This window comes from Pseudoduganella rivuli (genome assembly GCF_009674485.1).
GTDB lineage: Bacteria > Pseudomonadota > Gammaproteobacteria > Burkholderiales > Burkholderiaceae_D > Rugamonas > Rugamonas rivuli_B.
This window is the reverse complement of the sequence record NZ_WKJJ01000005.1, coordinates 212192-226747: the sequence shown is the minus strand read 5'-3', so window position 1 is coordinate 226747 and position 14556 is coordinate 212192. Positions and strand designations below refer to the sequence as shown.

Sequence of the window (14556 nt, the reverse complement as noted above, 5' to 3'; positions counted from 1 at the left end):
CACGCTATGCTCACATTTATCGACATTATCCAGCGCAACGCTGCCGTACAGCCCGAGAAGGCGGCGTACATCTTTCTCGCCGACGGCGAACGGGAAGAAGCCAGGCTGACTTTCAGACAACTGCAGCAACAGTGCGAGCAAATGGCCGGACAGTTACTGCGGCGCGTCGCCCCAGGCGCAAGAGTTTTACTGGTTATGCCACAAGGCAAAGACTATGTGCTCGCGTTTTATGCGTGCCTGCGCGCCGGACTGGTTGCCGTGCCGGCCTATCCGCCACGCGCCGGCCGCCATGCGCTGGAGCGGCTCGAGCGCATGGTCGCCGATTGCATGCCCGACCTGTTGCTGACTTCGCAGCAATTGCTCGACCGTCTCGGCGACAACCTGTTCGCGCCCCTCACCGAGCGCTTCGCCTGCCCGGTGCTGGCGTTGGAAGCGCTGGCCGGGGAAACGACCGGCGGCCCGCTGCCGGACAGGATCGACGGCAGGCAGATCGCGTTCCTGCAGTATACGTCCGGTTCCTCCGGCGACCCGAAAGGCGTCATGGTCAGCCACGCCAACCTGCTTGCCAACCAGCGCCTGATCCAGCGTGCGTTCGGCCACACCAGCGACAGTGTGGTGGTTGGCTGGTTGCCGCTATTCCATGACATGGGCCTGATCGGCAACCTGCTGCAACCGTTCTTTGTGGGCGGCACCAGCGTGCTGATGACGCCCGCCGCCTTCGTGCAGCAACCGGTCCGCTGGCTGCGCGCAATAGCGGCCTATCGCGCGCATTCAAGCGGCGGCCCCAATTTCGCCTACCGCTTGTGCGCCGAGAAGATCAGCGAAGAACAATTGCAAGGCCTGGACTTGTCCTCCTGGAAAGTGGCCTTCAATGGCGCCGAGAAGGTCCAGGCCGATACGCTGAAGGCATTCGCACGGCGCACCGCGCCCTGTGGATTCCGCTTCGACAGCTTCTTCCCCTGCTACGGCATGGCCGAAACAACGCTGTTCGTCAGCGGCGCGACCGGACAGGTGCGGTTATTCCCGGCCGATACCGAAGCGCTGGCCAACGACCGCTACGTGCCGCGAGCGGGCGCGCCTGAACTGGTCGGCGTCGGCGGTCCCGAAGACCCCGGCATGGTCGCTATCGTTGATGCGCATGGGCATCGTTTACCGCCGGACCATGTCGGCGAACTCTGGGTTCGCCACCCGTCCGTGGCCTTGGGGTACTGGGGCCGGGAGGACTTGAGCGCCACCACGTTCCATGCCAGCCTGGAAGCCGAGCACGGCCGCTGGCTGCGCACCGGGGACCGCGGCTTCCTGCACGACGGTGAACTGGTGATCACCGGCCGTATCAAGGAAATGATTATTTTGCGGGGCCGTAACTACTATCCGCAGGACATCGAAGAAACCGTGCGCCTCGCATCGCCTGAATTGCAGGCCGATTCCGGCGCCGTCTTTTCCATCGAACAGGATGGCGAAGAGCAGTTGGTCGTGGTGCAGGAAGTGCGCCGCGGCGCGGTGCGCGGCCTCGATGTGCCGGCACTGACCGCGCGCATCCGGCAACGTATCGCCCAGGCACATGAGCTTGCCGTGTTCGACGTTGTGCTGATCCAGCCGCTGTCGATGCTCAAGACCAGCAGCGGCAAGAACCAGCGCCTGGCGATGAAAGCCGCGTACCTGGCCAATCAGTTGAAAGTCGTCACCAGCGCGGCGCCCGGCCGTGTACCGCACCCGGCCGCGCAACCTGGCGGACTGGCGGCCCAACTGGCAGTGCTGCTTGAACAAATCGCCGGCCACGGCGCCGGACACGATGTGCAACAGTTTGCCCTCGATTCAATCCGGATGCTGGAATTGCAGCACCAGATAGAACGGCGGTTCGGCGCGCGCCTGGACCTGGTCGACATGCTGGCGGCCGACAGCGTACCGGCGCTGGCCGCATTGCTGGAGGCACGCCTGGCCAGCGCGCCGGCGCCAGGCGGGCATGGTCCGGCGGCCGCGGAGGAAGGCGCGCACGACGATGCGCCGCCGGTGCTGGCCGCCAACCAGCAGGGTATCTGGATCGACCAGCTGGCCCACCCCGGCAGCACCCGGCACCTGCTGGCCGCGGCTTTCCGTCTCGACCACGGTCCGGACGCGGCCGCCATCGCCGGCATCGTCGCGCAACAGTTGCAGCGGCATGCCCAACTGCGCGTGCGCTTTGCGCTGCAGGCAGGGGCGATTGTACCCACGTATGGCAGCGGGGCCGGGGCCTTTACATGCCATCCGGAGACCGCGCCGGAAGCAGTGGACGCGGCCTTGCACGCACTGCTGTCCCGCCCCATGGCGTCCAGCGACGAATCCCTGTACCAGGTCCACTGCTGGCCCAGCGCTCCGGCACAGGTGACCGTGCTGCTGCTGGTACACCATGCCCTCGCCGACGCCGCCAGCGTGCAACAACTTGCCCTGGAGCTGGCCGGTGCGCCGGTACGGAGCAGCGCCCCGTACCGGCAATTTGCGCTCGCTCATGTCGCCCGGCCGGAAGTCCGCACGGCCCAGGCGGAGCCTGAGCCGTTGAACCTGCCAAGGGAACTGGGGCTCGATGCGGCCTGCTCCGGGCATGCCGCCAGCCACGCCTTCCCGCTCGATGCCGCGGCCGGAAGCGCCGTCGCCATGCTGGCGGCGCGCTGCAAGACCACCGTCCACCATGTATTGCAGGCGGCGTTTGCCATCGTCCTGAGCCGCTACGCGCAACAGGACACGGTCCATGTGGGCATGCCGGTTTCGCTCAGGCGCAACGCGGACTTCGCGCAGACGGTCGGCTATTTCATTGCGCCACAGGGGCTGGACTACAACGTGGCGGGCGCGGACTCGTTCGCCGGACTGCTGGACGCATCGCGCCCGGCCTTCTATCGCAAGCTGGAGCAGGCCGTCCCCGCCGGCAAGCCATACCAGGCCATGTTCACGTACTTAAAGGCGGCGGCCGGTGTGGCGCCAGGCTGGCTGTGCGGCGCCGGCGGGGAAACCCTGGCGCTGCACGATGCGGTATTGACCAGTGTGCCGTTACCAGCCCCCGGCCTGCAAAGTGAGCTGGACCTCACGATCGCCGATGGCGCCGGCGTCATGGCAGGGCGCCTGGTTTACCCGGCCGATACTTGGCCGCCCGAGACCGCCGCCCAGTTCGCCGCCGACTGGGTGCGCTTGCTGGCGGTCCTGTGCGATGCGCCGGATGCCCCGCTGTGGCAATGCCGGACGTCCGCACCGCCGGCCTGCGCGGTGCGGCAAGCAGCGCCGGACGCCGCCCCCGGTCTGCTTGACGCCATTGCCGCCCATGCGCACTCGGACCTGGTTGCCGTACGTTGCCGCGCCCACCAGTTGAGCTACCGCCAGCTGTGGCGCCGCAGCGGCACCCTGGCCGCCGCGCTGCGACGCCACGGCGCCGGGCCGGAGGTCACCATCGCCATTGATATGCAGGCCTCGGTCTTCCGCCTGGTGGCGATCCTGGCCGTGCTGCGCGCGGGCGCGGCCTACGTGCCACTCGACTTGCGTTATCCCGCCGAGCGCAAGCGCTTCATCCTGCACGCATCGGGCGCGCGCCTGCTGCTGACCGACACCATGCAGCCGGAACTGGCTGGCGCCGCCGAACAATGGGACCAGGGCGCCATGGACGCCCTGCCCCCGGCCGATTTCCCCGCCATGCAGTATCCCGCGCAGCGGCTGGCGTATGTCATCTTCACGTCGGGCAGCACCGGCCAGCCCAAGGGTGTGGCCGTCACCTGGGCCAATATCGAGCAGCTCTATCGATGGACACGGCGCGTCTATGCGCCGGCCGATTTCGCGCACGTGCTGGCCGCCACGTCGCCATGTTTCGACATTTCCGTGTTTGAACTGCTGATGCCGCTGGCCGTGGGCGGCTGTGTTTCCGTCCTCGATTCCGTGCTCGACATCGGGGATTTACCGGAAGCTGCCACGATCAGCCTGCTGAACAGCGTGCCGTCGGCCGTCGAAGCGCTGCTGGACAATGACTTGCTGCCCCCCGCGCTGGCGGTCGCCAACCTGGCCGGCGAACCATTGTCGCGGCACCTGGTGGCGCGCCTGCGCGCGCGCGGCGTAGGCCGCATCCATAACCTGTACGGTCCTTCGGAAGATACCGTGTATTCGACCTGGGCGGAAGTTGGCGCGAGCGCCGGCAAACCGTTGATCGGTCAACCTATCGACGATACGCAGGCCTACCTCCTCGACCGCTGGCTCAATCCCGTCCCGCATGGGGCGATCGGCGAACTGTACCTGGGCGGTCCGGGCGTCAGCCGCGGCTACCTGACCAGCAGCAGCCAGAGCGCCGAACGCTTCCTGCCCGATCCGTTCACGGACAGTCCCGGCCAGCGCATGTACCGCACCGGCGACCTGGTGCGCCAGCAGCGCGATGGTGCGCTGGAATTCATCGGCCGCGCCGATACCCAAACCAAGCTGCGCGGACAACGTATCGAGCTGGAGGAAATCGAATCGCACCTCGCCGCGCTGCCGGACGTGGAACAGGCGGTGGTGGCAGTCCAGGGAGCACAGATAAGCGCCTGCGTGGTGGCGCGCGGGGGCCGGTTCGACCCGGCCGCCGCGCACGATGCGCTGGCCCGCCAGTTGCCGCCCTATATGCTGCCGGCCCGTTACACGGTCCTGGCTGAACTGCCGCGCCTGCTCAATGGCAAAGTAGACCGCAAAGCGTTACCCGTTTCGATCGATACCGGCGCATTTCAGGCGCCCCGGCCCGGCATCGAACAGCGCCTGGCGGACATCTGGCGCACGGTGCTGCAATGCGGCCCTGTCAGCCGCGATGCCGGCTTTTTCGAGCTGGGCGGGCACTCGCTGCTGATGCTGAAAGTCAAACACGCCGTTGAAACGGAATGGCAAGTGCAAATTACCGTGTCGGACCTGATGTCGATCCGTACTGTCGCCGACCTGGCGCAATTGATCGCCGACCAACAAGCCGCGGCGCGCACACTTGGCGCCCTTATCGATGACAACACTGCCACTGCGCAGGATGAGTTCGTACTATGACTGTCAATGAACTGCTCGCCAAATTGGCCGAAGCCCGTGTTACCTTGTCGCTGACCGACGGCGAGCTGCGCGTCAAGGCGCCGCCCGGAACCATGACGCCAGCGCTGCTGGCCGAACTGAAGGCCCACAAGCCGGCCCTGCTGAACTTGCTGGACCGCCAGGATGCCGCCGGCCTGGCGCTGGCCGACAAGCGTGCCGTCCCGGCCACCCGCACGCAGCTGGGGATATGGATGGCCGAACAGGCTGGCGCCGGCAGCGCGTACCTGATGCCGGCCGCGCTGCAACTCGATGGCGCACTCGACACCCGCGCTCTGCTGGCAGCGCTGACGGCACTGACACGGCGCCATCCTGTGCTGCTCAGCCACTTCGCTTGGCAGGATGAGCGCCTGATGCTGGTGCGCAGCAACAGCGCATGGCAATGCGCGCCGGTGCAAAGCGTCGCCGCGCAGGATGCCGACCATGCCATGGCCGCGTTTTACGCGCAGCCGTTCGACCTGGCGGCCGGACCGTTATTCCGCGCCGCGGTGCTCAACCTGGCGCCGGATCGCCACCTGTTGTTGTTGGCCCTGCACCATGCGGTAGCGGACGGCCATTCCGTGAATGTGCTCAAGCGTGAACTGGCGGCACTGTATTCCCGCTTGAGCGGGCAGGAAGCGATGCCGGCTCCGGAAGAGGACGCGATCGGTTTTGAAAATTTTGCCCATTGGGCCGGGCAGCAGGATACCGGGCCCAAGCTGCAATACTGGCTGAACCAGCTGGCCAGCATCCCGGCGCCGCTGCGCTTGCCGCTGGCCCATGCCGGGCACACGGCGAGCCCGGCCGCCAATCCGCGCCTGATCCTCGACGCCGCCGCCAGCGCGGCCGTGCGCCGGCTCGCCGCACGGCTCGACTGCACGCCGAACATGGTGATGCTGGCGGCGTTCCAGTTGCTGCTGGGGCGCCTGAGCGGCGCCGCCACGGTCGTCACCGGCATCCCGGGAGTGCAGCGGCCGTTTGCCGCGCTGGCCGACACGGTGGGCCTGTTCCTTGACGTGTTGCCGATCAAAACCACCTGGCAACCCGACATGACGGGCGATGCGCTGCTGGCCCAGGTGCGCGGCAGCATGATCCAGGCGCTGGCCAATGACGGCGTTGCATTCCACGACATCGTCGCCGGACTGGACCAGCCACGCACGGCGCGGCACCCGGTGTTCCAGACCTTCTTCAATTTCATGTCGCAGGGCGAGCAGGAGTGGCGGCTCACCGGTCTGCAATGCAGCGCACTGGCCCCGCCGGCGATCGCCAGCAAATTCGACTTGACCCTGTATGTACATGACCGGCCCTGCTTCGAACTGGAAGCGCACGCTGATACGCGGCGCTACAGCGGCGCCACGGTGGCGCTGTGGCTCGATCAATACCGGCACCTCCTGGCGCGCCTGTGCGCCGACAGCGGCCAATCCGTCGGCGCCGTGGCGCTGCCGGGACCGCGGCCGGGACTTGCCTGGCCGCCGCGGGTCGACGACTTGCCGCGCCCGGAAGCACAACTACGCCATTGGGCCGAACAAACCCCTGGCATGCCTGCCGTCAGCGCGGCAGGCCGCACCCGCACCTACGCGGAGCTGCAGCATGACGTCGCCGCCATGGCCCATGCCCTGGCGCCGCGCTTGACGGCTTGCGGGCGTCCGCTGGCATTGGTCTCGGACCGGCGCTACGAACTGGTAACGGCCATGTACGCCGCGCTGCACCTGGCCATTCCGTTCGTGGTCATCAACGCCGCTTATCCTGCGGCACGCATCAACGCCATTCTCTCCGCCTGCGACGCGCAATGCGTGCTGGACCTGACCGGCACGGCGTGGCCTGGCGCCACCCGTCTTGCGGACCTCGCATTGCCGGCCGCATTTTCCGGCCTGCCGCCCCCCGGCCGGCCGGACCAGCTGGCCTACCTCGCCGTCACATCGGGCAGCAGCGGGGAACCGAAGCTGGTCCAAGGCCAGGCGGCACCGTTAAGCCACTATGCGCGCTGGGCGCGCGACGAATTGGGTATGGGGACGCAAGTGCGGTGTGCGATGCTGTCCAATGTCGGCCACGATCCGCTGCTGCGCGACGTGTTCGGCTGCCTTGGCAACGGCGGCCACCTGCTGGTGCCCGACATGGAAATGACGGCGACGGCACTGGCTGGCTGGCTGGAGCGGGAACGGCCGGCCGTGGTGGGACTGTCACCGGCACTGGGCAGGATCTTGACGCTGCATCCGGACCTGGCCAGGTTGACCGCGTTGCGCAAACTGTGGTTCGTGGGAGAGCGGCTGCCGGCGTCCCTCGTGCGCCAGTTGCGGGCCGCGTTGCCCCATCTGCATCTATATAATTTCTACGGTGCGACCGAGACCCAGCAAATGCTGGCCGTGCACCGTGCCGACGATGACCTGCCTTATGACATCGTCCCTGTCGGCCAGGCGATGCCCGGCGGATACTGCCTGGTGTTGAATGCCGCCGGCGAGCAGGCTGGAACGGGGGAAATGGGCGAGGTGCTGTTCGTCAGCCCGTTACTTTCGCCGGGCTATGCGGGTGGCGGTGACTGTGGCGGATTCACACGCCACCAGGGTCTGCCCGCTTATCGCACCGGTGACCGCGGCTTTTATGATGAAGCGGGCCGGCTGCACATTGCCGGCCGCGCCGACCGCCAGGTGCAGATCCGCGGCTACCGCGTCGCGCCGGAAGAAGTGGAGCGGGTGTTGCTGGCATGGCCAGGCGTGGCGGAGGTTGCCGTGCACGTGCATGGCGACGCCGGCGAGCAGGTTGACGCGCAACTGATTGCCTACGTGGGCGCCGCGCCCGGCTGCACACTCGCGCCGGACCAGCTGGCCGAGTTCTGCCGGCAGCACCTGCCCGCGCCCATGCTGCCTTCAGCATTCGAAATCCTGCCGCAACTGCCGCGCAACGCACACGGCAAGATCAACTATGCGGCCTTGCCCCGTCCCCGCCCGGACGCCGACCACGACACGCCTCCGGCCAACCCACTGGAGGCGCAGCTGGCTGCCATCTGGCGCTCCGTGCTCGGCCGCGAGAGCATCTGCTGCCGGCGCAGCCTGTTTGCCCAGGGAGGACATTCGCTGGCCGCGGCGCACATCGTCCATGCCGTCGCGCGCGAACTGGGCAAGGAATTATCCCTGGCCCAGCTATTCGCCCATCCCACCATTGCAGCGCTGGCCGGGCTGCTGGCCACCGCACCGGACGCCATGCGGCGCGACGATGCGCTCCCGGCTGCCGACGTGGGCCAGCGCCATGCCCCTTATCCGATGTCCACGCTGCAACGCGCCCTGTATGCCGCCCGCCACGCCCACGACGGCGCCCGGGCGGTGGCCGATACCGGCTGCGTCGAACTGGACATCAGTGATTTCGACCTTCCGCGCCTGAGCACGGCGATACAGGCCGTCATTGCCCGCCACGACATCTTGCGCACGGTGATCGTACCGGGCATGGCGTTGCGGGTTGTGCCGGAAATCCCGCCTTATGTGCCACAGGTGCACGAGCTCGGCGCCTGCGGCGAGGCGGACGTGGAAGCGCAACTGGCCATCCTGCGCGCCCGAATGACAGCACTGTCTTTCAACCACGAAACCTGGCCCAATTTCGCCATCCACTATGTGCGACTGCCGCACGGCAGGCAGCGCATGCTGCTGGCGCTGGACATTCTATTCCTCGACTACCCCAGCAGCCAGATCCTGCTGCGCGACCTGATGCAAGCCTATGAACACGGCGCCGCCGCCCTGGGGACGCTGCCGCTGAGCTTGCGCGACCTGATGCTGCATGCGCAGTCGCCGGCCATGCAGCAGGCGCGTGCACGCGACCAGGCGTACTGGCTGGCGCGCGTGCCAGGCCTGCCGCCGGCGCCGCGCCTGCCATTGGCCGATGCGGCGGAAAACACTTATCGCCACGCCAACCACCACCATCGCCATTGGCTGTCCCCCGGGTTGTGGCGCGGCCTGCAGGCACAGGCCGGGCGCCTGGACTGCACGCCCACCGCATTGCTGCTGGCCTGCTTTGCCACCGTGCTGGAACGCTGGTCCGAAACATCGGATTTCACGGTCAGCCTGCTACTCAACGAGCGCCCCGCCTGGCATCCGGCCATCGCCGCCATGGCCGGAAATTTTTCTTCCACGCTGATCTATACCCACCGCCGCGCCCGGGAATCCACGCTGGCCGCCATGGCCACCCAGTGCCAGCACACCTTGCTCGAAGCCCTCTCCCATCGGCAATTCGACGGCGCGGAAGTCATGCAGGCGGCGACACGCCATCACGGCCGCGTGATCGACCAGCCGGTGATTTTCAACAGCCAACTGGTGCACGATGCCGCCAGTACGGACGCGGCCCTGCCTTGCCTCTACAAGCACATCGAAGGGCAGGCGCGGCTGTGGATCGAAGCCATCGTCTGCGAGACCGCCGGTGGCCTGGAGCTGCGCTGGCTGAGCAAAGATTCCCTGTTCCCGCCGGGAATGGTTGCCGCCATGTTCGAGTGTTTCTGCCAGCTGGCCGAATCCGCGGCAACGCCCGCCGCCATGGCGGGCGCGCTGCTGCCGCTGCCATTGCCGGCCGCGCAGGCGGCCCGCCGGCAGCGCCTGAACGCCACCGCCATGGCACTGCCGACGGGCCTGCTGCACCAGCCGGTGATCGAGCAAGCCTTGCGCCGGCCGCATGCGACAGCCGTGGTCCAGGGCGACACCCGCATCAGCTATGGGCAATTGCTGGCACTGGCCGACGAGCTGGCGGCGCGCCTGCGCGCGCACGGGGTGGCCAATAACGAGCTGGTGGCGGTGCACATGGAGAAGTCGTGGCGCCAGGTGGTCGCCGTGCTGGCGACCGGGCTTGCGGGCGCGGCGTATTTACCGGTCGATGCCGGCCTGCCGCTGGCGCGCCGCCGGCAATTGCTGGAACTCGGCCAGGTGCGGGTCGTGCTGGTGGAACAAGCCGACGCCGCGCTCGGCTCCCAGGCACAGTTGGCGGTGGCGCCATTGCCGGCCGCCACCGGCGCCGGCGCCAGCGCGCATCCTCCCCTGCAAAGCCCGGTGAGCCCGGACTGCCTGGCCTATGTGATCTTCACCTCCGGTTCCACGGGCGAACCGAAAGGCGTCATGATACGCCACAGCGCCGCGCGCAACACCGTGGAAGACATCAACCAGCGCTATGCGGTCGGTCCCGCGGACGCGGTGCTGGGCCTGTCGTCGCTCAGCTTCGATTTATCCGTGTACGACCTGTTCGGCGTGCTGGGCGCGGGCGGCAAGCTGGTGCTGGCGGAACCGCGCCACAGCCGCGACCCTGCCGTCTGGCGTCGCCTGGTCGAACGCGAAAACGTTACCCTATGGAACAGCGTTCCGGCGCTGATACAAATACTGAGCGATTATTGCGGCGATGACGGCATCCCGCGCACGTTGCGCTGCTGCCTGCTCAGCGGCGACTGGATACCGGTCAAACTGGCGGCCCGCCTGCGCCAGTCACGGCCGTCCATGCGGCTGATCAGCCTGGGCGGCGCAACGGAAGCGTCCATCTGGTCGATTTATTATCCGGTCACCGACGTACAGCCCGACTGGTCGAGCATCCCGTATGGCCGGCCGCTGGCCAACCAGGGCTACCTGGTGCTGGACGACACCCTCGCCGATTGCCCGGATGGCGTGACCGGCGACCTGTACATCACAGGCGTGGGCCTGGCCGACGGCTATTGGCGCGCGCCGGAAAAAACAGCGGCGAGTTTCCTGTACTGCCCGCGTCGCCGAACGGCCATCTACAAGACCGGCGACAAGGGGCGCTACCTGGCCGACGGCGATATCGAATTCCTGGGACGGGAAGACAGCCAGGTCAAACTGCGCGGCTACCGTATCGAACTGGGCGAAATCGAACATGTCCTGGGCCGGCATGAAGGCATCGCCCAGGCGGTGGTCCATCTGGTGCGCGGCACGGCGCTCGGCGATATGCTGGCGGCCTACCTGGTCGCGGCTACTGATGGGCTGGACACCGCCGCCTGCGTGCACGACCTGCGCGCCGATTGCGAAGCCAGCCTGCCATCGTACATGCGCCCCGCCAGCTATCAATGGCTGCCGGCCCTGCCGTTGAGCGCGAACGGCAAAGTCGACCGCGCCGCGCTGCCGGCGCCCCACATCGACCTGGCGCCCCCCGCGCCGTCGGATCAGGCGCGCGGACCCGGCGCCGTCCTCATGGAGCTGGCCGCCCGCCTGCTGGGAACGGCGGTGGACGAAGAGGCGAATTTCTTTGCCCTGGGCGGCGACTCGATCAGCGCCATGCGGCTGTCGGCCGAACTGCGGCAGCACGGGTTGCAACTGGACGTGAGCGCGATTTTCGGCGCGCCGACCATTGGCGCGCTGATCGGCCTGTGCCAACCCGCCATGCCAGCGCCGCAGGCCGGCTGCGCACCGGCCCCGGTCGATCTGCGGGATCTCGACGCACCGCACGATTACGTCGACGCCTTCCGCGTCACGCCCATGCAGCGCGCCATGCTGCTGATGTCGCAGGTCGATGCCGCAGCCTACGTGAACCAGGTGCGCATCGTGGTGCGCGCCGGCTTCGATGCGCAGCGCTTCGTCCACGCATGGCGCCGGCTGTGCGAGCGCCACGCCATCCTCGGCGCGCACTTCGCCAACCTGCCCGATTGCGGCTGGGTCCAACTGCAGCCCGCCAACCCCGGGGTGCCGCTCAGCGAACATCGCGGCGTCGACGACCTCGATGCGCTGGCGGAACGCCGCCGGCGCTTCGATGACGGCCTGGAGCGGCGGCCGCTGAGCCGCTTCGACGCGGTCCATGGCGCCGAAGGCCGGGTCTGCCTGTTATGGACATTCCATCACGCCCTGCTCGATGGCTGGTCGCTGCCCTTGCTGTTCGCGGAATTGAGCGCCGTGTTCGACGCGCCAGCCGCCATCGAACCGGCTTCGGCCCCACAATTCCGGCAATTCGCCGGCTGGCTGGAACAGCAGGACGGCGCCGCGGCGCAGCGCTACTGGCGTCAATACCTGGCCGGGATCGAGCATCCGACCCGCGTCATCCATGGCGCCGACGAGTCCGTCGCGGCCGGCGCCATCGTGGAACAGGTCCAGCATCTGAGTGCGGAACTGAGCGCCGCGCTGGCCACGGTGGCGCAGCGCGCACGCGTCACCCTGAGTACGCTGGTACGCCTGGCATGGGGCCGGACCTTGCAAATTCTCAGCGGCGACGCGCCGGTGCTGTTTGGCGCCGTCGATAACGGCCGGCCGCAAGCCGTACCGGACGCGGAGCGCATGCTGGGCCTGTTCCTGAATACACTGCCGGTACGCCTGGCCTGCGCGCCGGAGACCGCCGTCGATACCTGCCTGGCGCAGCTGTGGCAAGACCAGCAGCAGGCGCTTGCGCATGGCTGGATGCCGCTGGCCGACATCCAGCAGGAAAGCGGCGTGGCGCCCGGCACGGCGCTGTTTGAAAGCATAGTGATCGTCGAAAATTATCCGGCCGACGGCTTGTCCGCCGGCTTGCGCGGCCTCGAAATCGACAGCATCACCGTCGACAGCAAGACGCATTTCGACCTGGCGCTGGTGGTGTCGCCAGGCGAGCGCATCGCCGTCAACCTGCAATACCAGGGGCGGCTGGTCGGTCCCGCCTATGCCAAGCAGGTCCACCAGCTATGTCTGCGGGTATTGGAAGGCATCGCGGCCAGCCGGGCGGATACGCCGCTGGCGCTGCTGCACAGCGCCAGTCCCGCCGACCTGCTGGCCTGGGAGCGCTGGCGCGGCGGTTCCGGCCCGCATCCGGCGCTCGACATCCTGGAGCGCCTTGACCACCTTGGCCGCGCCACGCCAGAGGCGCCGGCCGTCGCCTGTGGCGCGGACAGCCTTACCTATGGCGCCCTGCACGGCGCGGTCGCGGCGCTGGCGCAGCGGCTGCAGGAGCGGCAGGTGACCGAAGGCGACGCGGTGCTGGTCTGCCTGCCGGCCGGCGCCAGCCTGGTGGTGGCCATGCTGGCCATCTGGCGCTGCGGGGCCGTGTATGTTCCGGTCGACATCACCCAGCCGGCCGCACGCATCGCCAATATCGCGCTACAGGCGCGCCCCCGGCTGGCGCTGGTGCATGGCGCCGGTCCCGCCGTGGCGCCGGCCGGCGTGACACAATTGGCGGTCGACGCCCCCGCGCCAGCGATGGCGGCGCCGCCCGGCGCGCCGTGGCGCTGCCGTGGCGCGGCCTACCTGCTGTTCACCTCGGGGACCACCGGCCAGCCCAAGGGCGTGCTCATCGAGCATGCCGCGCTGCAGGCATTCCTGGCCGCCGCCAGCGCGCGCCTGGATGCCGGCCGCCAATTGGCGGTCCTGTCGGTGACCTCGGCCACCTTCGATATCTCGCTGCTCGAATACCTGCTGCCGCTGGCCGTCGGCGGCCGCCTGCTGATCGCCGGCGAAACACAGCGCAAGGATGGCCATGCACTGGCTCGCATGCTGGAGCAGCACGCCATCAACTGCCTGCAAATGACGCCCACTGGCTGGAACATCCTGTTGGCCGGCGGCTGGCGCGGCACCCCGGGACTGACGGCCTTGTGCGGTGGCGAACCGCTGACCGCGCCGCTGGCGCGCCAGTTGCTAAGCCGCTGCGCCCGCCTGTTCAACTGCTATGGGCCGACCGAGGCAACCATCTGGAGCATGATCGGCGAGGTACGCGACAACGACCTGCGGGACGGCATCACGCTGAGCGGCCCGCTGGCGCAGAGCGGCCACCTGGTACTGGACACCCAGCGGCGCCCTGTTCCATTGGGCGCCTGCGGGGAGCTGTGGATTTGCGGCCCCTCGCTGGCGCTGGGCTACCTGGATAATCCAGAGCAGACCGCCGAGCGTTTCCAGATGCTGCCCGACGGAAAGGGCGGCGCGGTGCGCGCCTACCGCACCGGCGACCGTGTCCAGCTCAGGGATGGCGCCGGCCTGGTCTTCCTGGGCCGCACCGACCAGCAAATCAAGCTGCACGGCTACCGCATCGAACTGGCTGAAATCGAGCACGCCATTGCGGCCGTGCCCGGCGTTGCCGGCGTCGCCTGCAGCGTGTTACGGGTTACCGGCCAGCCCGACCGGCTGGTCGCCTACGTGGTCGTCGACGGGCCGGACAGTCTGGAACTGGCCCAGGTCGCGGTGCGCGACACCCTGCCGGCACACATGTATCCGCACCTCTGGCAACGTCTGGATGTCCTGCCGACCCATGTGAGCGGCAAAATCAACCGCTCGGCGCTGCCGGCGCCGCACTGCGAAGAAATGGAACCCGGCGTGCCAGCCACGGAGCTGCAGGCACGGCTGCAAGAGCTTTGGCAGCAGGTGTTCGGGCGCTCGCCGATCCCGCTGACAGCGGGCTTCTATGCGCTGGGCGGCAATTCGCTGCTGGCCACCCGACTGGCAGTGCATTTCAAGCAACAGATGCCTGGGCTCGAACTGGATATCCGGCTCCTGCTCGGGGGCGCCAGCATTGCGGCGATCGCACAGTCGCTGGAACAGGCATATTTGATCAATAAAAACATGTCCGCGCTGGCCGGCGACGACGCCATGGACGAAATGGAGTGGTAAG

2 protein-coding genes are annotated in these 14556 nt (G+C 68.0%); both read left to right on the top strand.

From position 1 onward, the window contains the following. The first annotated feature begins 6 nt into the window (after positions 1–6). Positions 7–5010 (top strand): non-ribosomal peptide synthetase, encoded by a 5004-nt coding sequence (locus GJ700_RS09765; protein ID WP_154373113.1) that lies wholly within the window; start codon positions 7–9, stop codon positions 5008–5010. Next, on the top strand, positions 5007–14555 hold the full coding sequence (locus tag GJ700_RS09760; RefSeq protein ID WP_154373111.1) for a non-ribosomal peptide synthetase: 9549 nt from the start codon (positions 5007–5009) through the stop codon (positions 14553–14555). Before GJ700_RS09765 ends, GJ700_RS09760 begins: the two co-directional genes overlap by 4 nt. Position 14556 lies beyond the last annotated feature (1 nt).